Source organism: Neptunitalea chrysea, from assembly GCF_027924145.1.
Lineage (GTDB): Bacteria > Bacteroidota > Bacteroidia > Flavobacteriales > Flavobacteriaceae > Neptunitalea > Neptunitalea chrysea.
In genome coordinates this window covers 149,595-173,316 of sequence record NZ_BRVP01000004.1, presented here as the reverse complement: position 1 = coordinate 173,316, position 23,722 = coordinate 149,595, and the positions used below count along the sequence as shown (strand labels likewise).

General features: G+C 33.7%; 18 protein-coding genes. 13 read left to right on the top strand and 5 right to left on the bottom strand.

Annotated elements, in window-relative coordinates:
• Positions 1–27: 27 nt before the first annotated feature.
• Positions 28–1,050, bottom strand: a complete 1,023-nt coding sequence (gene tsaD, locus NBRC110019_RS04060) for a tRNA (adenosine(37)-N6)-threonylcarbamoyltransferase complex transferase subunit TsaD (RefSeq protein ID WP_281752650.1) — start codon at positions 1,048–1,050, stop codon at positions 28–30.
• A 25-nt stretch (positions 1,051–1,075) separates the two neighbouring features.
• On the opposite strand from tsaD, the gene NBRC110019_RS04055 reads away from it, so the two are divergent.
• A complete protein-coding gene (locus NBRC110019_RS04055) occupies positions 1,076–5,641 on the top strand; it encodes a translocation/assembly module TamB domain-containing protein (RefSeq protein ID WP_281752647.1) in 4,566 nt (1,521 codons plus the stop codon).
• 6 nt (positions 5,642–5,647) lie between these two features.
• Here NBRC110019_RS04055 and NBRC110019_RS04050 read toward each other — a convergent pair whose 3' ends face one another.
• A complete protein-coding gene (locus NBRC110019_RS04050; RefSeq protein ID WP_281752645.1) occupies positions 5,648–7,384 on the bottom strand; it encodes a sodium:solute symporter family protein in 1,737 nt (578 codons plus the stop codon).
• A gap of 116 nt (positions 7,385–7,500) precedes the next feature.
• On the opposite strand from NBRC110019_RS04050, the gene pfkA reads away from it, so the two are divergent.
• The 3 genes from pfkA to NBRC110019_RS04035 all read left to right on the top strand — a co-directional run bounded on the left by pfkA (position 7,501) and on the right by NBRC110019_RS04035 (position 10,473).
• A complete protein-coding gene (pfkA, locus tag NBRC110019_RS04045) occupies positions 7,501–8,487 on the top strand; it encodes a 6-phosphofructokinase (protein WP_281752643.1) in 987 nt (328 codons plus the stop codon).
• A 47-nt stretch (positions 8,488–8,534) separates the two neighbouring features.
• The gene (gap, locus tag NBRC110019_RS04040) at positions 8,535–9,536 is read left to right on the top strand and encodes a type I glyceraldehyde-3-phosphate dehydrogenase (protein WP_281752641.1); all 1,002 of its coding nucleotides are present in this window, start codon (positions 8,535–8,537) and stop codon (positions 9,534–9,536) included.
• A 79-nt stretch (positions 9,537–9,615) separates the two neighbouring features.
• Positions 9,616–10,473 (top strand): N-acetylglucosamine kinase, encoded by an 858-nt coding sequence (locus NBRC110019_RS04035; protein WP_281752639.1) that lies wholly within the window; start codon positions 9,616–9,618, stop codon positions 10,471–10,473.
• Between the two features lie 92 nt (positions 10,474–10,565).
• Here NBRC110019_RS04035 and NBRC110019_RS04030 read toward each other — a convergent pair whose 3' ends face one another.
• Together NBRC110019_RS04030 and NBRC110019_RS04025 are read right to left on the bottom strand one after the other, a co-directional pair.
• The gene (locus NBRC110019_RS04030; protein ID WP_281752637.1) at positions 10,566–10,952 is read right to left on the bottom strand and encodes a RidA family protein; all 387 of its coding nucleotides are present in this window, start codon (positions 10,950–10,952) and stop codon (positions 10,566–10,568) included.
• 10 nt (positions 10,953–10,962) lie between these two features.
• A complete protein-coding gene (locus NBRC110019_RS04025; RefSeq protein ID WP_281752635.1) occupies positions 10,963–13,668 on the bottom strand; it encodes a putative LPS assembly protein LptD in 2,706 nt (901 codons plus the stop codon).
• A gap of 245 nt (positions 13,669–13,913) precedes the next feature.
• Here NBRC110019_RS04025 and NBRC110019_RS04020 point away from each other — a divergent pair, with 245 nt between their 5' ends.
• The 9 genes from NBRC110019_RS04020 (at position 13,914) to NBRC110019_RS03980 (ending at position 22,963) form a co-directional block, all read left to right on the top strand.
• Positions 13,914–15,095, top strand: coding sequence for an N-acetylmuramoyl-L-alanine amidase family protein (locus tag NBRC110019_RS04020; protein ID WP_281752633.1), 1,182 nt, complete (start codon positions 13,914–13,916; stop codon positions 15,093–15,095).
• A 52-nt stretch (positions 15,096–15,147) separates the two neighbouring features.
• Positions 15,148–16,095 carry an MlaD family protein gene (locus NBRC110019_RS04015; RefSeq protein WP_281752631.1) on the top strand — a complete coding sequence of 316 codons (948 nt, stop codon included), beginning with the start codon at positions 15,148–15,150 and terminating at the stop codon, positions 16,093–16,095.
• Positions 16,096–16,103: 8 nt separating this feature from the next.
• Positions 16,104–17,438, top strand: a complete 1,335-nt coding sequence (locus tag NBRC110019_RS04010) for a 4Fe-4S dicluster domain-containing protein (protein WP_281752628.1) — start codon at positions 16,104–16,106, stop codon at positions 17,436–17,438.
• A 33-nt stretch (positions 17,439–17,471) separates the two neighbouring features.
• Positions 17,472–17,921 (top strand): HAD family hydrolase, encoded by a 450-nt coding sequence (locus tag NBRC110019_RS04005; RefSeq protein WP_281752626.1) that lies wholly within the window; start codon positions 17,472–17,474, stop codon positions 17,919–17,921.
• A 50-nt stretch (positions 17,922–17,971) separates the two neighbouring features.
• Positions 17,972–18,766, top strand: coding sequence for a (Fe-S)-binding protein (locus tag NBRC110019_RS04000; protein ID WP_281752624.1), 795 nt, complete (start codon positions 17,972–17,974; stop codon positions 18,764–18,766).
• Between the two features lie 3 nt (positions 18,767–18,769).
• Entirely contained in the window at positions 18,770–18,901 is a 132-nt protein-coding gene (locus NBRC110019_RS03995) for a hypothetical protein (RefSeq protein WP_281752622.1), read from the top strand.
• A 53-nt stretch (positions 18,902–18,954) separates the two neighbouring features.
• Positions 18,955–19,413 (top strand): hypothetical protein, encoded by a 459-nt coding sequence (locus tag NBRC110019_RS03990; protein ID WP_281752619.1) that lies wholly within the window; start codon positions 18,955–18,957, stop codon positions 19,411–19,413.
• Between the two features lie 3 nt (positions 19,414–19,416).
• Positions 19,417–19,902, top strand: a complete 486-nt coding sequence (locus tag NBRC110019_RS03985; RefSeq protein ID WP_281752617.1) for an ABC transporter ATPase — start codon at positions 19,417–19,419, stop codon at positions 19,900–19,902.
• Positions 19,903–20,050: 148 nt separating this feature from the next.
• On the top strand, positions 20,051–22,963 hold the full coding sequence (locus NBRC110019_RS03980; protein WP_281752615.1) for a serine hydrolase domain-containing protein: 2,913 nt from the start codon (positions 20,051–20,053) through the stop codon (positions 22,961–22,963).
• Between the two features lies 1 nt (position 22,964).
• On the opposite strand, the gene NBRC110019_RS03975 is transcribed toward NBRC110019_RS03980, so the two are convergent.
• Complete coding sequence (locus tag NBRC110019_RS03975; RefSeq protein ID WP_281752612.1) at positions 22,965–23,699, bottom strand: M15 family metallopeptidase; 735 nt, start codon at positions 23,697–23,699, stop codon at positions 22,965–22,967.
• Between the last annotated feature and the right edge of the window lie 23 nt (positions 23,700–23,722).

Below are 23,722 nucleotides of genomic sequence, written 5' to 3'. Positions count from 1 at the left end.
ATTTCTTATTTATAAGCAAGATACAATTTATAGATGATATCTAGCCTTTGCCGCTACATTTTCATCTGCAAAATCATTTTCAAGATATTTAAAATAACCTACTATGGCAATCATAGCAGCGTTATCTGTGGTATATTCAAATTTTGGAATATGCGTTTTCCAACCAAATCTTTTTTCTCCTTCCTTTAAGCTTGCTCTAATTCCTGAATTCGCTGAAACTCCTCCTCCAATAGCAATTTGCTTTATTCCGGTTTCTTTTACCGCCTTTTTAAGTTTATCTACAAGTATGTTAATAATGGTATACTGAATAGATGCACAAATATCATTTAAACTCTTTTCAATAAAATCGGGGTCTTCTTTTACGTTATTTTGTACAAAATACATGATAGCCGTTTTTAAACCACTAAAACTAAAGTTTAAACCGGCTACTTTTGGTTTTGTAAAAGGAAAAGCTTTAGGATTTCCTTCCTGTGCATATTTATCTATCAACGGACCACCCGGGTAAGGCAAACCTAATATCTTCGCACTTTTATCAAAGGCTTCTCCAACCGCATCATCAATCGTTTCACCAATTACTTCCATATCAAAATAGCTCTTCACTTTCACTATTTGTGTATGTCCGCCACTAATTGTTAAAGCTAAAAAGGGAAAGGTAGGTTTTTCATATTCTGCTTCTTCTATAAAATGAGCTAAAATATGGGCTTGCATGTGGTTTACCTCAATTAAAGGAATGTTCAAACCATACGCTAATGACTTGGCAAATGACGTTCCAACCAATAAAGACCCCATTAAACCAGGACCACGAGTAAAAGCTATGGCAGATAACTCTTTTTTATCGATATTTGCCTTAGCTAAAGCCTGATGAACAACAGGTACTATATTTTGTTGGTGCGCCCTTGAAGCAAGTTCTGGAACTACACCTCCGTATGCCTCATGTATTTTTTGGCTTGCCACAACATTAGAGAGTATTTTTTCGTTGTATAAAACAGCAGCCGAGGTATCATCACAAGAAGATTCTATGGCTAGTATATAACAGTCTTTAGTGCTCATATAATAATCGGAATACTAGATAAATTTGGAAGACAAAGGTAAAACATATAGTCGTATCAAAAAATACAGGAAAATACTCTTACGTGTTTTACTAGGTATACTACTATTTTTTACACTCGTATTTACCATTCTAGCACTTCCTCCGGTGCAATCGTATATTGCAAAAAAAGTTACAAACTCTATAAATGAGAGCTACAGCACCAATATAAATATCGATAAAATTCACATTACCTTTTTTGGGTCTGTCGATTTAAAAAGTGTATATATAGAAGACTACAAAAAAGACACTTTAATTGCTGTAAAAAAAATATCTACATCGCTTTTAAGTGCTCGCAACATATTTGATAATAAATTAGATTTCGGCTACGCAGATATAGATAATGCATTGGTTAAAATTAAAACCTACAAAGGCGCAAAAAAATCGAATCTTGACATTTTTGTTAACAAATTAGATAGTGGTGATACCACCCCTAGTGCCAATCCGTTTATATTAAAGTTTTCTAAGATTAATCTTTCTAATAGCAGATTTAAATATATTGATGATAATTTAGAGCGTCCGGTAGTTCTCAATTTTGACGATCTTAATATTAACACAGGTGCCTTTAAACTAAAAGGACCCAATTTAGATATTGCCATTGAACAATTAGGTTTTAAAACAGAAACCGGATTACAAGTTGCTAGTCTAAAAGGTGATTTTGGATATAGCAAAACCAGAATGAAATTAACAAATTTTGATATACGTACAGATAAGTCTAGTGTAAAAGGATCGCTATTTTTTGATTATAAGATTGAAGATTTCTTAGATTTCTTAAACTTGGTACATGTATCTGGGGAACTAAAAGATTCTAACATACATCTAGATGATATTAATTTGTTCTACAATGAATTTGGTAAGAATAAAGTTGTTCGTGCCTCTTCGTCTATATCAGGTACTTTAAATAATTTAAAAACCACCGGACTGAATGCTTCTTATGACAATTCAATCATAAAAGGCGACTATACATTTACTAACCTTTTTGAAAGCGACAAGCCTTTTATTATTGAAGGTACTATAGATCAAATAGCATCGGACTACCATGAGCTTACAGGATTACTCCCTAATTTATTAGGACAAAGACTTCCTAGTACGTTTACTCGCTTCGGAAAATTTTCTATCAACGGTAAAGCCACTGTAGCCGAAAATTACCTAACTACTGATGTACGACTAACAACTGAAATAGGAAGTGCTATTTCCGATTTAACCATTACAAATATTGAGGATATTGATAATGCATCGTATAAAGGACATATTATTCTTAACGATTTTAATATTGGGAAATATATTAATGAAAAAAATTTAGGCAAGGTTTCTTTGGCGGTAGATGTAGATGGAAAAGGATTTGATCAAAAGCATTTAAATACAAATTTAAATGGTAAAATAACCAAGTTATATTGCAACAAGTATACCTATAAAGATATTATTGTAAGAGGACAAGTTAAAAACCAACTCTTTAATGGGTATTTAAAGTCATATGATGAAAACCTAAACTTCACCTTTGAAGGGCTGGCTGATTTAGCTTCTAAGAATAACTCGTTTGAGTTTAAAACCTCTGTTGCCAATGCTAATTTAAATGCCCTTCACATTATAGAAAGAGACAGCATTTCTAATCTTAAAGGAAACATTGTCATAAACGTTCAGGGTAACACTATAGACAATTTAAAAGGCTCTGTTAAGTTTGAAAAAACAAGCTACATCAATCAGAACAACAAATATTACTTTGATGATTTTGCGGTAATTAGTTCGTTTGATCAAGACAATATAAGAACCATTAAGGTTACCTCTCGAGATATTATTTCTGGTAATGTTACCGGTAAGTTTAAATTTAATCAAATTCTACCAATGGTAGAAAACTCTATTGGAAGTATTTACCCTAATTACCAACCTCATGAAATTGACTCTACTCAATTCGTAAAGTTCAATTTTAAAATTTACGATAAGATTGTAGATGTTTTTTATCCTGAAATTGAATTTGCTCCGAATACTACTATTAGAGGTAATATTGTAAGTAAAGATAATAAATTTAAACTTACTTTTAAATCTCCTTCTATTGATGCATTTGGGTATATACTAGATGATATCGATGTACAGGTTGATAATAAAAATCCTATTTACAATACCTTTATAGAAGTAAATACCATTAAAACTGAGTACTACAACATAAACGACTTTCGTCTTATTAACTCTACTATTAACGACACGTTATTTTTTAGGACAGAGTTTTCAGGAGGTAAAAAAAATACCGATTTATATAATCTGAATTTCTATCATACTTTTAATAAAGAACACCTTTCGGTAATAGGATTAAAAACCTCTGACCTTACTATTAAAGGAAATAAATGGTTTTTAAATGAAGAAGGTAATACTGAAAACAGAGTTGTTTTCGATAGAAACCTTGATTCTTTATTAATAGATAAAATTGTAATGAATCATGAAAATGAAGTCATTAATTTTAAAGGAAAAGTAATTGATAGTACCTATAAAGACTTGAGTCTACAATTTAGTAATGTGCAATTAGAACACATAACACCAGATATTGACAGCTTAAGTATGGAGGGAATCATCAATGGTAATTTTAAACTTTTTCAGAAAAACACCGTCAATCTACCCACTTCTAACTTAACGATTAAAGACTTTGTTTTAAACAACAATCTTCTGGGAGATTTTGAGATGGATGTTATAGGTAACAAATCACTTACTAACTACAATCTCAATCTTGAAGTGATTAACGATGAAAACAAAAACTTAAATGTAATAGGCTCGGTAAATCTAGACAACCCTAATAATATGCTGGATCTGAATCTCTATCTGAGTAATTTAAAGCTAGCTCCCTTTAGTCCGTTGGGCGGTATTGTTATTTCAGATATGCGGGGTTATGTTACCGGGGATGCTAAGATTACAGGTACAGTACTAAACCCTAAAATAAATGGTTTACTAAACCTTTTCGGAGCTGGATTAAAAATTCCTTACCTCGGATTAGACATTGATTTCTCAGAAGCCTCTAAAGTGATTCTAACAGGAGATTCTTTTGATTTTGACAATGTGACCATCGTTGATACTAAATACCGTACTTCTGCCTCATTAGACGGTAGCATCACACATAATAAATTTAACGACTGGGCTCTTAACCTAGGCTTAGTAACTAATAACGAGCGCTTTCTGGTACTTAACACCAAAGATGATGGAGAAACCTTATTCTATGGTACAGCATTTTTAAGGGGATCGGCAGATATTTACGGCTCTGTAGATGCTCTTAATATAGATGTTGCCGGTGTTACAGAAAAAGGAACTGCTTTTAAAATACCAATTAACGATGCCGTATCAATTGGAGATGATTCGTTTATAGAATTTATTAGTAAAAACGAAACCAAAGAAGGTGCTAAAAAACGTGTTACTAAAGAATACAGCGGCTTAGAGCTTAGTTTTGATTTAACCATCACCCCAAAAGCAGAAATTGAAATTGTAACAGATAGAAAAACAGGTAGTACATTAAAAGGACGTGGTGAAGGTACCTTATACATGGAAATAAACACCAATGGTAAATTTAATATGTGGGGAGATTTCATTACTACAGAAGGTACTTATAACTTTAAAAACTACAGCTTAATAAATAAAACCTTTACACTACAACCAGGAGGTAGTATTACTTGGGAAGGCGACCCTACACAAGCAGTATTAAGAGACTTAAAGGCCGTTTACCCTTTAAGTGCTAACCCATCATTACTTTTAGAAAACAATCAGTTTAATAGAAAAATACGTACCAATGTAATTATTAACCTTCAAGGGGAACTAATGAACCCTACCACAAGTTTTGATATTGAGTTTCCAGATACCAATCCTGTAATGGCATCTGAACTTAACTACCGTTTACAAGATGAAGACAGAAGACAAAGACAGGCTATCTACCTTCTTTCTAGTGGTACTTTTATTGGGGAAGATAATAATACCGCACTGCAGGGGGTTGCAAACAATTTAGTTTCAGAATCATTATTTAGTCAGATTAATAATTCATTAGGAGGAGATAGTAATAAGATTAATGTTGCACTATCTTATGACATAGGAGAACGAAATACAACCTACGACTATAGAACAGATGACCAGTTTGCCGTTACTATTTCTACCCAAATAAGCGATCGTATTTTATTTAATGGTAAAGTAGGTGTACCAGTAGGAGGTGTTACTGAAACCGTTGTGGCCGGTGACGCAGAAGTACAAATATTGCTAAACGAAGAAGGTACGCTTAGTGCTAAAGTATTCAACAAGCAAACAGAAATACAAGACTTTCTTGCCAGTACTCAAGGATATACACAAGGGATTGGTTTGTCTTATCAAGTAGACTTCAATTCGTTTAAAGAACTTTGGAAAATCATTTTTAAAGGTAAAAAAGAAGAGGAAGAATATTTAGATAACGACCCAGACCAAGAAAAAAGAGCTCGTGAGGCTGCTGAAAAACGTAAACAAGAGCAAGCTAAAAAAGAAAGCGTAGAAGTACAAGGTGATGGATTAGTAAAACTAAAAAACAAACCTTCTTCTAAAGAAGAAGGTTCTAAATAGTAAGTTTTAAAACAAGTTTTTCCTGAATCTATATATAAGTACAAAACTTACGATAAATACGAGCAACAAAATCCATCCGTAAAGAAGATTTCCATAAATAAAATTACCCGTAGCAAACAACGCACAATAGATACCTATTGTACCAATAAAAAAAGCACCTATTTTATATCCTAAGTTTTCAAACTTCTTACTAGAGTCTCCAAATATTTTCTCATCAAATTGTTTAAGAGTTTTATTGTCAGAAGGTTTGGTTAACAAACTAACCAACACCCATCCTAAAGTAGTTATCCCTACTCCTATCACAAGTTTCCAATGACCAGGTATGGTATCAAACCAGTGTAACTCTAATTTAGTGTCTATAAAAAACACGATAGCTATTAAAAATGAAATTATCATAGCTGCTATTTCACTAAACGGATTAATTCTTTTCCAAAACCAACGTAAAATAAACAAGAGTCCTGTGCCTGCTCCTATTTGCAATAACAAATCAAAAGACTCCTTAGCATCTTCTAATACATATAACGCTACAATGGCCGCTAATACCATTAAAATAAAAGTAGAAATTCTTCCTACCAACACCTTCTTCTTCTCAGAAGCATCCGGACTTACAAAACGAACATAAAAATCATTCACTACATATGAACTCCCCCAATTTAAGTGCGTAGAGATAGTACTCATAAACGCTGCAACTAACGAGGTCAACACAATACCCAGCAATCCTGACGGTAAAAATGTAAGCATGGCTGGATATGATAAGTCATCTTTAATATACGAAGCATCTAGTCCAGAAAACGCACCTTGTAGGGCTCCCAAATCGGGAAAAATAATTAACGATGCCAATGCTATCAAAATCCACGGCCACGGACGAATAGCATAATGAGCAAAATTAAAAAACAATACTGCCCAAGTAGCATGCTTCTCATTCTTAGCAGCTAACATTCGTTGTGCCACATATCCTCCTCCACCTGGTTCAGCACCAGGATACCAAGCACTCCACCATTGCACAGCCAATGGCACCAAAAAGATAGGTATATATACAGACGGGTTTCCAAAATCTGGCATTAAATCCATTTTACTTTGCACCAACTCATTGCTAAACAAGTTATGTAAACTACCAATCTCAGGTAAATTAACAATATATACACTCGCCCAAATACTTCCCACCATTGCAATAATAAACTGCACAAAATCGGTTATCACTACTCCCCTTAAACCTCCTAACATAGAATAAAACACCGTAATTACAGATGCTATTAACAACGTTTCATATTTACTAAAACCAAACATTACATGACCTATTTTAATAGCTGCCACACAAACATTTGCCATAATTACTACATTAAAAAACACCCCAAGGTAAAGCGCCCTAAACCCTCTTAAAAAAGCGGCAGGTTTTCCACTATACCGCATTTCGTAAAATTCAAGATCGGTTGTAATTCCACTTTTTCGCCATAATTTGGCATAAAAGAAAACCGTTAACATACCGGTAAGCAAAAAACTCCACCATACCCAGTTACCGGCCACACCATCCTCTCTAATAATTCCGGCCACCAAATTAGGAGTATCAACAGCAAAAGTTGTAGCCACCATAGAAACCCCTAAAAGCCACCACGGCATATTACTATCTGATAGAAAAAATGACTTAGAAGAGGTTCCTGATTTTCGTGACAAAAACACACCAATTAATAGAGATAGTAAAAAAAAGGCACCTAATAATGCAAAATCTAAATTTGAGAGGGTCATATTCTAAATATTTATTAACGACAACGTTTGAAAATGTTAACTAACGAAAATTAAATTATAGTAAAGCTTTTATATTAAAATAAGTTAGTAAATTTATACACCTAAATAATAAATTCATGTCAACAAACATAACAAAAATTGGGGTATTTACCTCGGGAGGAGATTCACCGGGAATGAACGCTGCAATTAGAGCTGTCGTAAGAACATGTGCTTACCACAATAAACAATGTGTAGCTATACACAGAGGTTATCAAGGAATGATTGAAGGAGACTTTGAGGAAATGAATGCCCGAAGTGTAAAAGCTATCATTAACCGTGGAGGTACTATTTTAAGATCGGCACGTTCTCTTGAGTTTAAAACCCCTGAAGGTAGAGCTAAAGCATACAACAACCTTAAAGAAAACGAAATTGATGCATTAGTAGCAATTGGTGGTGATGGAACTTTCACAGGAGCTATGATTTTTAGTGAAGAGTACGACATTCCTATTATTGGTATTCCGGGTACAATTGACAATGATATTAAAGGTACTACCTATACCTTAGGATACGATACAGCTTTAAACACTGTTGTTGACGCAATTGATAAAATTAGAGATACTGCAAGTTCACATGACAGACTTTTCTTTATTGAAGTAATGGGACGTGATGTTGGACACATTGCACTAAACACAGGTATTGGTGCAGGAGCAGAAGAAATTCTTATTCCTGAAGAAAACTTAGGACTTGATCGTTTATTAGAATCTTTAGAGAAAAGTAGAAGATCAGGAAAAACATCAAGTATTGTTATTGTAGCAGAAGGTGACAATATTGGTAAAAACGTATTTGAATTAAAAGATTATGTAAACGAACACTTACCTTTCTACGATGTTAGAGTATCTGTTTTAGGACACATGCAACGTGGTGGTTCTCCAACATGCTTTGACAGAGTATTAGCTTCTCGTATGGGAGTGAAAGCTGTAGAAAGTATCTTAGATGGTAAATCTGGATTTATGGTAGGTTTATTGCAAGATAAAATGTGCCTTACGCCGCTTGAGCAAGCTGTAAAAGGCCATACAGAGATAGATAGAGAATTATTAAGAGTATCAGACATCATGTCTGTTTAAATAATATAGAGTTACTAACTAACAAAAATTAATATAAATTTAAAATTATGTCAAGTTTAAAAATAGGTATTAACGGTTTCGGTAGAATTGGTAGAATCGTTTTCAGAGCAGTTGCTGAAAGAGAAAATGTAGAAGTTGTAGCTATCAACGATTTGTTAGATGTTGATCACTTAGCTTACTTATTAAAATACGATTCTGTACACGGAAAATTCAAAGGAACTGTTGAAGTTGTTGACGGAAACTTAGTAGTTAACGGTAAAATTGTTAGAATTACTGCTGAGAAAGATCCTAACAACTTAAAATGGGATGAAGTAGGTGCTGATGTTGTTGCTGAATGTACTGGTATATTCACTACTTTAGAAAAAGCTCAATTCCATATCAACGCTGGTGCTAAGAAAGTTGTTATTTCTGCTCCATCTGCAGATGCTCCTATGTATGTAATGGGTGTTAACCATACAGAAGCTACAGCGGCTGATACAATTGTTTCTAACGCTTCTTGTACTACTAACTGTTTAGCTCCTATCGCTAAAGTATTAAATGATTCTTTCGGAATTGTTGAAGGGTTAATGACTACAGTACACGCTACAACAGCTACTCAAATGACTGTTGATGGACCTTCTAGAAAAGACTGGAGAGGTGGTAGAAGTGCACTTGCTAACATTATCCCATCTTCTACTGGTGCTGCTAAAGCTGTAGGTAAAGTAATTCCTGAATTAAACGGAAAACTTACTGGTATGGCATTTAGAGTTCCTACTACAGACGTTTCTGTTGTTGACTTAACAGTTCGTTTAGGAAAAGAAACTTCTTACGAAGAAATTTGTGATGCTATGAAAGCTGCTTCTGAAGGACCAATGAAAGGTGTTCTAGGATATACAACTGAAGCTGTTGTTTCTCAAGACTTTGTTGGAGAAACTCAAACTAGTGTATTTGATGCGGGTGCTGGTATTGGTTTAAGCGCTACTTACTTTAAAGTAATATCTTGGTATGATAACGAAACAGGATATTCTAACAAGCTTGTAGACTTAGCTTTACACGTATCTTCTTTATAAGATGCATTAACAAACAAACAAATTATACATAAACATTGCTCTGTAACAAGAGCAATGTTTTTAACCTAAATAGTTTAATATGATATTAATTGTAGATAGTGGCGCCACGAAAGCTGACTGGATAGCATTAGACGAAAATGGTAATCAGTTATTTTTTACACAAACATTAGGGTTAAGCCCAGAGGTTTTACCGAGAGAAATAATTGATGAAAGATTAGCTAATAACTTTGAGCTCTTCAAACACAGAAAAGAAGTTACACAACTTTTCTTCTATGGAGCTGGTTGTGGTACTCTTAGAATGAGAAACTTTTTAAGAGACATTTTTCAAGCTTATTTCCCTAACGGAAAAATCATTGTTAAAGAAGACACTTATGCTGCGGTATACGCTACAGTTACTATTGAGGAGCAAGCTATTGTTGCAATTTTAGGTACCGGTTCTAATTGCAGTTACTGGGACGGTCATGAACTATTTCAAAAAGTTGATTCATTAGGTTACATCTTAATGGACGACTGTAGTGGTAACTATTTCGGACGTCAGTTATTACGTGATTATTATTATCACAAAATTCCGAAACACCTTGCAAGCAAGTTTGCTCAAAATTACGATATGGAAGCAGATGTTATTAAAAACCATTTGTACAGACAACCAAACCCTAATACATACTTAGCAACTTTTGCACGATTTGTTATAGAGAACAAAAAAGAAGAATATATGCTTAAACTTATTAGAAAGGGTATGCAATTATTCATAGATAACTCTATCAGACAATTTGAGCAAGCAGAGCGTGTGCCAGTTCATTTTATAGGAAGTATTGCTTTCTATCTGAAAGATGAATTAAACGCCATTTTAGAAGAGAACAATCTTAAAATGGGTAAAGTACTAAGAAAACCAATTGATGGTCTTGTAGAATACCATAAAAACTTAATGTTTGAATAGTATTTTATTCATTACACATATATTAAAATATTAAAAAAGGAGGTTATTAACCTCCTTTTTTTAATCTCTATATTTTCTAAAAAATGTAGGATCTATTCTAAAATAGCAATAACACTAATTTCTACGTTTACAAACTTAGGCAAATTAGCCACCTCTACAGTTTCTCTTGCAGGTGCAGTTTCTTCATTAAAATACGTCCCATAAACAGTATTTACTTTTGTAAACTGATTCATATCACTTAAAAAGATACTTGTTTTAACTACGTTTTCAAAAGTAACACCTACTTCATCCAAAATACCTTTAATATTTTGCATTACCCGTGTAGTTTCTTCTTCTATAGAACCACTCACTAATTCTCCACTTTCCGGATTAATAGCTATTTGTCCTGATGTATATAACATATTACCCACCACTACAGCCTGACTGTATGGTCCTATAGGAGCAGGAGCATTTTTTGTTGTAATGATTTTCTTTTGCATGTTTACTAAATTATAATGTTTGATTAGAAGGTCTTCGTTTCTCCCATTTAAGATCACTTAATACCGATGAATTAATACCTATAAAGAAATACCAAGAACTTCTAGTACTGAAAGGTACCCAATTAAAGTTTAATTGCCAACTCTCTAGATCTCTCTGAAAACGAAACTGTGTATAGGTAAATCCATGATCTTTAAAATCATATCCGGAAGAAGCCCCTACTTTCCATCTAGGTGAAAGCTCTATATTACCCGAAAACATTAAGGAGTTGGTACTTATCTTTGCCTGCCTTGCACTATTGGTATAGGTAAATGAATAACTAAACTTTAAATCCCACGGAATACTATTATTATAACTTTCATTAGAAATTTCATTATCATTTTCTTCATCTCTTCCCATAGCCCTACTATCAGTAAAATCCTGAGAGACCCCGAAGAGGTCATCAGTCCTACCCCCTGTAACCGCATTTTGAGGGTTTGCCTCTTCCTCTTCTTCCTCGTTCTTTCCTTTACCAAAATCTTTACTTGAGAAAGAATACCCCGTAGATAAATTAGCCTTTGTTAATCTGAATAAACTTCCTCCATTATCTATATTAAACTTATCAATTCGGGTTCCTGAAGCATCCAATGCATAAGGATCTAGTGTAGCCCCAAAGTTTACGGTCATTTTACTATCAAAAAACTGAGTACTACCTGTCATTGTAACAGCACTCCACGCAAGTGAGTCTGCCGCAATATTATAACTCGAACTAAAATTAAGGTTATTTAAAAGCTTAATTTTCTTAGGCTCGGTAGCAGTTGAGTCCCGATCCCGAACTTTAGCCTCTAAGGTATTGTTAAGTGTAAAGCCTATTGAGTTAGAATATGATTTACCAGGCGAACCATATAAACCGCCCGAAAAACGCGTATAATCTGCCACTGTACCCTCCGCATCTGCAATATAATAATCGTAATAATTATCAAAACTAGGCGTATATGAATAACTAACAGAAGGTCTTAATACATGACGTATAGCCTGAATTTTTTTATCCTCTCCAAAGTTAAACGTACCGTAAACTGTGGTTCCTAAACTAGCTCCCATATTATAGGTTCCAAATCTATCAAAACCTCTAATAGTATCAATCACTACATCGTTTAATCCAGTATCATAATCATTATAGCGCACCGTTTGAAATTCCCAAACATCATTATAATTAAAATTCAAGCTAGCACTAAAATACTTGAACAATTTAAAGTTGGTTGTTACAGGAATTGTGTGTTTAAATCCTAACTCAGCATCATCAAACATTTCTTTCTTCATAAATAAAGAATCTACCGTCTCAATACTATTACTTCCGTTTAACGTATACTGGAAGTTTATATTTTGAAAAATACCTTTTTTTGATCCTTCTTTTGGTGCAAACGGATACATACGTTCTACACTAGCTTGTAACGTTGGCAATGTTAAACTAACAACCTCTGTATTGGTATTCTGAGAATGTGTTGCCGTTAAAGACAGGTTTACAGATGGGTACTCAGGGAATGTCTTAGAATAAGAAATAGAAGAAGACATTGTATTATTAAGAAAATTAGACGTATTACTCTGGTTTAAGGAGTTTTTATAATACTTACTACTACCTAAGTTAACCGAAGCAGAGAATCTAGAATTGGCACTTGCCTTTGAATCTTGCGAATGACTCCATCGTAAGTTATAAATGGAAGTCCTAGCGTAACTAGAAAAACCTTTTTGTCCATTAATTAAGTTTTCGTAGTTGAAAGAGAAACTTCCTTTAAATTTATATCGTAATGCATAAGCAGATTGCGTATTTAGCCCGTAACTACCATTGGTATAATAATCTCCTGTTATAGCTAAATCTGCATAATCACTTAATGCAAAGTAATACCCTCCATTTTGTATAAAGTACCCCCTGCTCCCCTCTCCAAAAGTTGGAAAAATTAAACCCGACTTTTGTTCACTAGTCATTGGAAAAAATGCAAACGGTACGGCAATTGGCGTTGGCACATCATAAAAATACATTTGACTAAACCCCGCAATTACTTTAACCCCAGGAACTAAAACACCCTTTTTAATTTTAATATAGTATTCAGGGTCATCATCAGGGTGAGAAGATGTTGTTATCTTCGTATTATATATATAGTACAAGGTATCGTTCTCTTTCTTTACAATTTGAGTTCGCACATTCATTTCTCCCTGTACCGTTCTTGACCCATACACCAACCCTTTCTGGGTTTTAATATTTACCTCTAACGAATCAGGATTAACATCTTGGCTTCCTTGTTTAAAAACCGGAATCTGCGTATACGTACCAGTACTATCTACAATACCCTTAGCATAGGCAACATTTTTATTTAAATCTACAATAATTATACCCGCAGTAAGTTCCATGTCGCCATACTTTAAATAGGCTTCATCATATAGGTATATTTTATTTTCCTTGGTATTATACTTTCTATACCCTTTTGCATTATCTAATACTTTCTCCTCCAACAAAGGCTTCTTTTTAGGAAGGGTATCCGTTTTAACAGAGTCTATATTAACGGTATCAACAACAGCCAAATTAACAGGCATTTCATAAGTAGGCATACTGTCTGTAGCAACCTTTTTAATTTCTGGCTCAATCTTTACATCATTCTTATCTCCTGTTTCCTGAGCCATTACTACCGACCCAAACAACAGAAAAAACAAAACAACAAAAAAATATTTCTCTGGGTATCTCAACTTTTTTAACTACTTTTTACTTTAAACATCGCTTCTTAAAAGCACAGTTAAATTTAGGATATAAAACAAAATTTAAAGCATTTAACTCAAAATTGAACACTTATATTTATAGTACTCAATTAACGAGCCAAACATACGCATATTTTTTTGGTCAGGTATAAGACACTAACAATAATTTACCATTCTTTAAACATATTTTTTTCCGAATTAGTACTATTTTTATCAAAAATTTTACCAAAAAATTTATGAAGGACCACATTTTGGCATATTATGTGTTTTTTAACAAAAAAAGCAGTAATCAAATGAATCATCTTTATAAAATTACAGCACTTGTAATCGCATTATTAGTAGGAATTTCTTTTTCACATGCCACACCTCCGCCTGATGATGGCAAATTTGTAGTAGTGTTAGACGCAGGTCATGGGGGGGAAGATCCCGGAAAAGTTTCGCATGGATATAATGAAAAAGATATTGCGCTAAAAATAGTACTTGCTATTGGAAAAGAACTTGAAAAAGATCCTAAAATCAAAGTTGTCTATACCCGTAAAACGGACGTTTTTGTTGAATTAGTAGAACGCGGTAGAATTGCAAACAAAGCAAATGCAGACCTATTTATTTCTGTTCACTGTAATGCTCACAATTCCAATGCTTCAGGCACCGAAACCTATGTTTTAGGATTACACGGTAACAAAAAGAATTTTGAGGTAGCCAAGTCAGAAAACGAAGTAATCTTTCTGGAAGATAATTACAAAACCAATTATGCCGGATTTGATATTAACTCACCAGAGGCTACTATTAATATAACCATTGGTCAAGAAGAAAACTTGAGCCAAAGCATTGAGTTGGCTAAGTACATCCAAAATAAATTCACCAATGCTTTAAAGAGAAAAAACAGAGGTGTAAAACAAGCAGCTTTTGTGGTACTTCACCAAACTATTATGCCAAGTGTATTGATAGAAACCGGGTTTATTACCAATACCGAAGAGCGTAACTTTTTAAAATCGACCAATGGTCAATCTAAAATATCTCATGCTATTGTAGAAGCAATTTATACATACAAAACCATGTTAGAAGAGAATACAGGTAGTGTATTATTAGATATATCTGCCCCTGTTGCTACACCCATTACAGAAATTAATAAAGAGGAATTACCTTCTGCCAATGGCATATCATTTATGGTTAAAATTGCTTCCAGCACAAGAAACCTTCCTTTAAAGCCAGAAAATTTTAACGGTTTATCTCCTATTAGTCAAGAAAAATCGGGTACTATGTACAAATACTTTTATGGTGAAACCAGAAGCTACGATAGAGCAAAGGTTTTACTTACCCAAGCCAAAACCGCTGGGTTTAAAGATGCTTACGTTGTGGCCTATAAAAACGGTGAAAAAATAAGCGTTGCAAATGCTCTAAAATCTGCCTCAAATTAAAAAGGTATCTTTAAAAATAATTTCTACATTTGTTTAACTAAAAAATTTGGCATTGAAAATTTCAAAGGAAATAAAAACAGCGGTTATTGTTCTTAGTGGAATAGTTCTATTTATCTTAGGTATTAACTTTTTAATGTCTAATTCCATATTTAGCAATGCAAGGACCTATTACGCAGAATTTAATCATTCAGGAGGTCTTCAACCTTCTACTCCTGTTGTTGTAAATGGCAAAAAAATAGGTACTGTTACAGAGGTAGAGCTACGTCAGGAAGATGCTAAAATTATTGTAACCTTTGATGTTGATAGTGATTTTCAATTCTCAAAAAATAGTGTTGCCGAATTATATAAAAGTATTTTAGGTAGTGCAGAACTACAAATTATACCTGCAAATGACGGTGCTGAACCTGCACCTAAAGGATCTTGGTTAAAAAGCCGTGTTCAAACAGGAATGATAGAGTCAATCACCAATCAGTTAGATCCTTTACGACTTAAAATGGAAAAGGCATTAACCAGTGCAGATACTCTAATAAACAACTTAAACAGCTTGTTAGATGACCAAAGAAAAGCTAGTTTAAAAAACGGAATAGATGATTTAAGTGCTACTATAACGAATTTCAAAATTGCTTCTAACAAACTAAATACAGTGTTAGATGACAACAAGGTAAAAATTGAAGTTACCTTAGATAGTATTCAAACTATAAGTGGGAATTTAGCGAGTATAACGAATCAGGTTGCTGAAGGAAATATCAAAGGCTCCCTTGAAAAATTCAATAGCTCAATGACTCGTTTAGATAGTATTATGATAAATATAGATAACGGTGAAGGCAACATCGGAAAACTATTAAAAGACGAAGCGCTTTATAAACATTTAAATGGTGTTTCCAAACAAATGGAAGAACTGTTACAAGACATGAAATTAAATCCTAAAAGATACGTTCACTTCTCAATTTTTGGTAAAAAAAACAAAGATTATCAGCCCCCTACTGATGAAAACGAATAGTAAAACATATGGACCATTTAATAGACAATATCCTATTTGCAATAGTTTTATTTGCAGGCGTAAGTTTCTTTATTCTTAATGTTAAGAAACTTGTTAGAAATATTAAATTAGGGAAATCGGTAAACCGATATGATAACAGCAAAGCCAGATGGAAAAACATGGCTTTAATAGCTCTTGGGCAACAAAAAATGGTTAGACGACCTGTTGCTGGTATTTTGCACATTTTTGTCTATGTAGGTTTTATTATTATAAATATTGAAGTTCTTGAGATTATTATAGATGGGTTGTTTAATACCCATAGAGTATTTAGTTTTCTTGGAACACTTTACAATTTTCTTATCGGGAGTTTTGAAATTCTTGCATTCCTTGTAATTGTAGCCGTTGTTGTTTTCTGGATTCGTAGAAACATTGTAAGATTACAACGTTTCTGGAAACCTGAAATGAAGGGATGGCCCAAAAATGATGGTAACATTATTCTTTATTTCGAAATGGTGTTAATGACACTTTTCTTAACCATGAACGCTGCAGATTATGCTATTCAACATGGTCACTTCACAGAGAATCATCACTATGCTATAGCCGGTGCCTTTCCTATAAGCAGTTATATCAGTAATTTATTTTCTACCATGAATTATGGCAGTTTAGTAATTATAGAAAGAGTTTGTTGGTGGTTACACATTGTAGGTATTTTGGTGTTTTTAAATTATTTATATTATTCAAAACACTTACATATTTTATTAGCTTTTCCAAATACGTACTTTGCCAACCTTGAACCAAAAGGAAAGTTTACCAATGTAGAAGCAGTGACCAACGAGGTGAAACTAATGATGGATCCTGATGCAGATCCCTTTGCTACAAGTGAAGATGAAGGGGAACCAGAAAAGTTTGGTGCCAGTGATGTAACCGACCTAAATTGGGTACAATTATTAAATAGTTATACGTGTACCGAATGCGGTAGATGTACTAGTGAATGTCCTGCTAATCAAACTGGTAAAGCTTTGTCTCCTAGAAAAATAATGATGGACACAAGAGACCGTTTAGAGGAAGTTGGAAATAGTATTAATAAGAACAACGGGGAATTTGTTGATGACGGTAAAACCTTATTAAATGATTATATTTCTAAAGAAGAAATATGGGCATGTACCTCTTGTAATGCATGTGTTGAAGCATGTCCTGTAAATATAGATCCATTATCTATTATTACGGAAATGAGAAGGTATTTGGTAATGGAAGAGTCTGCGGCTCCTACAGAATTAAATAATATGATGACCAATATAGAAAATAATGGAGCTCCATGGCCTTATAATCAAATGGATCGCCTTAATTGGAAAGAAGAAGCATAACCAAAACCCACAAGTACAAATTACATTTCAATCATGAAAAAGGAAGAAGTATCAAAATTATTACATGACAAAGTAGAGAACGGAGAACACATTAGTCCTGTATTACCGGAAGGAGTTAAAAATTATTTAATTGACATTGACGGTACTGTTACAGAAGATGTGCCAAATGAAGAACCGGAAAGAATGGCTACCTGCTTACCTTTTCCTGATGCCCTTGTTACCTTAAACAAATGGTTTGACGAAGGACATATTATCACCTTCTTTACTTCAAGAACTGAAGAACATAGAGGCGTAACCGAAGTATGGTTAAAAAAGCATGGCTTTAAATATCATGGTTTATTAATGAATAAACCAAGAGGAGGTAATTATCACTGGGTAGATAATCACTTAGTAAGAGCCACTCGCTACAGAGGTAAATTCACTGATCTTATTGAAAAAGAAGTAACCATCGAAGTTTTTGATGATGGTGAACACGATGATTAATATATGCTAGTACTACTTGTATAGTTGTATGTAGCACTAAATAGTAGTTTATGAGTAATAACACTTTATATGTGCCTACTATGGCAGAACTAATGGCTTCTGGGAAAACTCCCGAAGTATTATTCTGGGTAGGCTGTGCCGGTAGTTTTGATGATCGGGCAAAAAAAATAACAAAGGCTTTTGTTAAAATATTAAACAATGCCAATATTAATTTTGCAGTTTTAGGTACTGAAGAAAGTTGTACCGGTGATCCTGCAAAAAGAGCAGGAAACGAATTTTTATTTCAAATGCAGGCAATGACCAATATTGAAGTTTTAAATGCTTATGAAGTAAAAAAAGTTGTAACTACCTGCCCACATTGTTTTAATACGCTTAAAAATGAGTATCCGTCATTAGGAGGCAATTATGAAGTTGTTCACCACACACAATTTTTAAACGATCTTCTTAAGGAAGGTAAATTAACTGTTGAAGGTGGTACTTATAAGGGTAAGAAAATTACCTTTCATGACCCATGCTATTTAGGAAGAGCCAATAATGTGTATGAAGCTCCCCGTTTGTTAATTCAGAAATTAGAGGCTGAATTAATAGAAATGAAAAACTGCAAGCAAAAAGGATTATGTTGTGGTGCCGGCGGCTCGCAAATGTTTAAAGAATCCGAAAAAGGAACTAAAGACATTAATGTTGAAAGAACTGAACAGGCATTAGAAACAAAACCTGAAATTATTGCTGCAGGTTGTCCTTTCTGCAACACCATGTTAACCGATGGCGTAAAAGCAAAAGAAAAAGAAGATACAGTTAAAGTATATGATATAGCCGAACTAATAAGTAATGCGAACAACCTTTAAATAATGAAAAAAAACATCCTAACCACAGTTTTAGTTGCATTAGTAACTATTACCACAGCTTTTAGTCAAGAAAATGAAGAATTACTTAATAAAGCAGCCGCCTTTACATGTGACTGTTTTAGCAAAAAAATGTAGACATTGAAACCATCTCAAAAGATGATTTACAATTGGAACTTGGTATGTGTATTATGGAAGCCTACCAAAATGATAAAAGCAACATCACTGAAGCATATGGAAATATTTTAATAGAAACGGGGAATATGGAGAAATTTGCAGAAAGTGTTGCTATGAAAATGTTAAATACCTGCCCTGATATTATTTTGGCTATTGGTATGCAATATGTTGATGAAGTTGATGACAATGAAGAGAACTATGACCATGAAGAAGAAGTTCCTTCTATAATCGGAACAATAGTAAGTGTTACCGATAATCAATTTATTGTTGTTGAAATTAAGGAAACATCTGGTAAGCGTACAAAATTATATTGGTTAGATTATTTTGAAGGAGACAATATAATTCTTAATGCCCTTACTAAGAAAGATAAAAATATCTATATTTTTGAATATGTAGACATTGAGTTATTTGACCCAAACATAAAAGAATATAGAGATTACAAAGTTTTAAGTAATGTTACAGAAGCAGAATAAATAATGTACGTAGAATTTGATAGTTTACCAGAGCACTCTAGAATCTGGATATACCAATGCAACCGCAGTCTTACTGAAGAAGAACTGAGTGCTATTGAAGAAAAAACAAAAGTATTTTTAAACAACTGGGCTGCACATGGTGCACAATTAGAAGCTTCATTTCTAACTAAATATAAAAGGTTTTTAATTATAGCTATAAATCAAGATACCCAAGCCGCTACAGGTTGTTCTATAGATGATTCTGTTAACTTTATACAGTCTTTAGAAAAAGAGTATAATATTGATCTAATGGATAAAATGAACGTGAGTTATAAGCAAGGAGAATTTATAGCTTACAAACCCTTAGCCGACTTTAAAAAGATGGCTAAAAGCAAATCAGTTTCGTTGAAAACTATTGTATTTAATAACCTAGTTACGAACAAATATGAGTTCGAAAATTCTTGGGAAGTACCTGCTTCTGATAGCTGGCACGCCCGATTTATGAGCTAATAATGTTAAATATACAGAAGAAGCCAAAATTGTAGAGAAACACTACAGTTTTGGCTTTTTATTTTAATAGCTAGTGACTATATTTCGGTTTACAATAGTCTTTGGCAAGATAATTTCATTACTCGCTGTAATACATACTAATTTTTCTATGCAAAAAGTTTTTTTATTATTCAGTTTTCTGATCGTTTCCTTAACCAATGCTCAAATACAAGATCCGCTTTTAGCAATTGACGCCGAAGCCCAAACAAAATGGGTAGATAGCATATATAATAGCATGACTATTGAGGAGAAAATAGGACAGCTTTTTGTGGTAGATGTGTTCTCTTCTAAAGGACAACCTGAAGAAAACCGTATTCTAAAACTCATTAATGAAAATCATATCGGTGGTGTTATATTTTCAAAAGGAGGCCCTATCCGCCAAGCTAAAATGAATAATAATTTTCAAAAGGCTTCTAAAATACCAGTAATGGTTAGTATGGATGCCGAATGGGGGTTAGCGATGCGCCTAGAAAATACTTTTGCCTACCCATGGAATATGACTTTAGGAGCCATAGAAAACAACAAACTCATAGAAGAAGTTGGCTACCGTATTGGTTTACATGCCAAAAGGTTAGGTGTACATATTAATTTTGCCCCTGTTAGCGATATTAATACCAACCCTAAAAACCCTATTATTGGCAGCCGATCTTTTGGAGAAGACAAAGAAAATGTAACCGAAAAGGCTATTGCCTTTATGAAAGGGATGCAAAGTGCAGGAGTTTTAGCAAATGCTAAGCATTTTCCAGGACATGGAGATACCGATAAGGATTCACATAAAACCTTGCCAACGATAAATTTTGATGAAGCTCGGATTGACTCTGTAGAATTATATCCGTACAAAAAATTATTTACCGAAGGACTCTCAAGTGTTATGGTGGCGCATTTAAACGTGCCTGCCTTAGAAAGTAGAAATAACTACCCCTCCTCTATTTCTGAAAAAATAGTAACCGACCTACTTCAGAAGAAATTAGGCTTTACCGGGCTTATTTTTACCGATGCACTAAGTATGAAAGGTGCCTCCAATTTTTCGGAACCGGGAGATATCGATTTAGCAGCATTCTTAGCAGGTAATGATGTCTTACTCATCTCTAAAGATATCCCAAAAGCATGTATTAAACTTAAAGATGCATACCACCAAAATGTAATTACTGAAGATCGATTAGCACATTCTGTAAAGAAAATACTAAAAGCTAAATATAAAGTTGGTTTAAACCATTATACACCTGTTGACACTACAAATTTAAGAGAAGATTTAAATACTATTTACGATACACTCCTTTATGAAAAGGTTATGGAAAATGCCATAACCATCGTTAAAAACGAAAATTCGTTACTTCCACTAAGTAATCTGGAAAAAAGAAAAATAGCTTATGTAGGCTTAGGAGATGATTCTGGAGAAAGTTTTGTGAATACCTTGCAACTATATGCAAAAGTAGACACCATTTCTACAGAACGTTTAGACAAAATGAAAGACAAATTAAAAGATTACAATACAGTAATTATTGGCTTTCACAGATCTAATGATTCTCCCTGGAAAGATTATCAATTTACTGAGCAAGAATTGGTTTGGCTTTATGAACTATCAAGAGAGAAAGATGTTATTCTAGATCTTTTTGTAAACCCCTATGCATTATTATACCTAACCTCAACCACCAATTTAAATACAGTGGTAGTTAGTTACCAAAATAGTGATATTGCTCAAGAAAAATCAGCTGAAATCATCTTTGGGGCTATCGGTGCAAAAGGTAAACTACCAGTTACAGCCAATAAAGATTTTCCAGTAAATACCTGCATAGCCACCAATCCATTATCGCGTTTAAAATATGATATTCCAGAAAGTGTAGGAATGAATTCTAAAAAACTTTCTGAAATTGATGCTATTGCAGAAAATGTTATTGCTAGAAAAATGGCACCGGGAGTACAAATTTTAGTAGCCCGTAAAGGTACGGTTATCTATAATAAAAGCTTTGGCTACCATACCTATGAAAAGAAAGTTCCTGTTATAAACTCCGATGTTTATGACGTTGCCTCTTTAACCAAAATTCTGGCATCGCTACCAGAAATCATGAAGCTTGTTGAAAATGGTAATATTACACTAGAAACCAAATTACAGGATATGTTACCTGAATTAAAAGGTACTAATAAGGCTTCCATTAAACTATTAGATGTATTATCACATACGGCTCGTTTACAACCATGGATACCTTTCTATATAAGTACCTTAAATGGAGAAAAGAAACCAGATACGTTATATTACAGAACGCGACCAGAAGTGGGCTTTAGCGTGCAGGTTAGTGATAGTCTATATATGCGTAAAGATTATATAGACTCCATGTATCAACAGGTTTTTAAGAGTCCTTTACTTGCTAAAAAAGGATATAAATACAGTGACTTAGGGTATTTTTTAATGAAGAAATATATAGAAAAACACTACGGTCAGCGTTTAGATACCTTGGTTCAAAATCATTTCTATAAATCTTTAGGAGCAAATTATACACTGTACAATCCGCTACAAAGATTTCCAAAAGCATCTATAGTTCCTACTGAAAATGATATGTACTTTAGGTATAACGAGGTTCATGGATTTGTACATGATATGGGAGCTGCTATGTTAAATGGTGTTGGTGGACATGCAGGTATTTTTAGCAATGCCAATGACATTGCCAAAATAATGCAAACCTATCTACAGAATGGGTATTATGGAGGAGTACGATATTTTACTCCAGAAACTATTAAAAAGTTTAATCATTGCTATTATTGTAGCAAACAAATTAGAAGAGGTGTTGGGTTTGATAAACCTGAACCTGATGGACATGCAAGTAACACATGCGGATGTGTGCCTTTAAGTAGTTTTGGACATAGCGGCTTTACGGGAACCTACGCCTGGGCAGACCCCGATAATGAAATTGTCTATATTTTTTTAAGCAATAGAACGTATCCTACACAGGAAAACCAAAAACTTATTAGTAACAACATTAGAACTAACATTCAGGAAATTATTTACGAAGCTATTGAAGATTAATTTAATCTTTACATTCCCAAACAAAGTTTGCCACAGAAGCACCAATCATAGAGGCTAGGTTATAATGCCACCATTCGCTTTCTATAGATTTAAATCCATAAGCTTCCATAGTAGTCTTTAGTAATTTTCTATTATCTAAAACCTCCTGAGGCAAATCTGTATAAGTATGATGTGCTTCTTTACCAAAAAAATCGAAACCAGTACCCATAGGTAATTCATTTCCTAAACTATCTACCAAAGTAATATCTACTGCCCCACCTCTATTATGTATAGACCCCTTAGCAGGATCTGCAACATACATAGGATTAGGTACAATTTTCCACATTTTTTTCTGTACATCTAACGGGCGATAACAATCAAAAAATTTAATTTTATAACCTCTAGTCAATAAACTTCTATTGGCCTTTATTAACTGCTGTGCTGTTTTTGATCGGGTGTAGCATTCTGCACAATCATATACTGTGGTTTTTAAAAAATTATTAGGGGTAGCATAACGCATATCAAAAACAAAATTATCACTGTAATCAGCCAAGCGTACAAATGTGGTATCTGGTACTAACTCTAAATCCTTCATTTCTAATTTAGGTTTAACACTATCCATCGCAACAGGATGCATAACCAGCACCTTCCCTGTATCTGCAATTATATTGGTTATTGCATGGCTCTCTACTATTGTTTTATCTGCACAAGAAGAAAAAATTAGTACACTTAAAAAAAGAAGTAAGAATTTAAACATATTAAAAAAATTACGTTCCCTAA

Bases quoted from the DNA above. Each gene is read 5' to 3' on its own strand.
- NBRC110019_RS04050 (WP_281752645.1), bottom strand. From the start codon at position 7,384: ATGACCCTCTCAAATTTAGATTTTGCATTATTAGGTGCCTTTTTTTTA.
- NBRC110019_RS04035 (WP_281752639.1), top strand. From the start codon at position 9,616: ATGATATTAATTGTAGATAGTGGCGCCACGAAAGCTGACTGGATAGCA.
- pfkA (WP_281752643.1), top strand. From the start codon at position 7,501: ATGTCAACAAACATAACAAAAATTGGGGTATTTACCTCGGGAGGAGAT.
- NBRC110019_RS04020 (WP_281752633.1), top strand. From the start codon at position 13,914: ATGAAGGACCACATTTTGGCATATTATGTGTTTTTTAACAAAAAAAGC.
- NBRC110019_RS04005 (WP_281752626.1), top strand. From the start codon at position 17,472: ATGAAAAAGGAAGAAGTATCAAAATTATTACATGACAAAGTAGAGAAC.
- NBRC110019_RS03985 (WP_281752617.1), top strand. From the start codon at position 19,417: ATGTACGTAGAATTTGATAGTTTACCAGAGCACTCTAGAATCTGGATA.
- NBRC110019_RS04000 (WP_281752624.1), top strand. From the start codon at position 17,972: ATGAGTAATAACACTTTATATGTGCCTACTATGGCAGAACTAATGGCT.
- NBRC110019_RS03990 (WP_281752619.1), top strand. From the start codon at position 18,955: ATGGAAGCCTACCAAAATGATAAAAGCAACATCACTGAAGCATATGGA.
- NBRC110019_RS03995 (WP_281752622.1), top strand. From the start codon at position 18,770: ATGAAAAAAAACATCCTAACCACAGTTTTAGTTGCATTAGTAACTATT.
- NBRC110019_RS03980 (WP_281752615.1), top strand. From the start codon at position 20,051: ATGCAAAAAGTTTTTTTATTATTCAGTTTTCTGATCGTTTCCTTAACC.
- NBRC110019_RS04030 (WP_281752637.1), bottom strand. From the start codon at position 10,952: ATGCAAAAGAAAATCATTACAACAAAAAATGCTCCTGCTCCTATAGGA.
- NBRC110019_RS03975 (WP_281752612.1), bottom strand. From the start codon at position 23,699: ATGTTTAAATTCTTACTTCTTTTTTTAAGTGTACTAATTTTTTCTTCT.
- tsaD (WP_281752650.1), bottom strand. From the start codon at position 1,050: ATGAGCACTAAAGACTGTTATATACTAGCCATAGAATCTTCTTGTGAT.
- NBRC110019_RS04010 (WP_281752628.1), top strand. From the start codon at position 16,104: ATGGACCATTTAATAGACAATATCCTATTTGCAATAGTTTTATTTGCA.
- gap (WP_281752641.1), top strand. From the start codon at position 8,535: ATGTCAAGTTTAAAAATAGGTATTAACGGTTTCGGTAGAATTGGTAGA.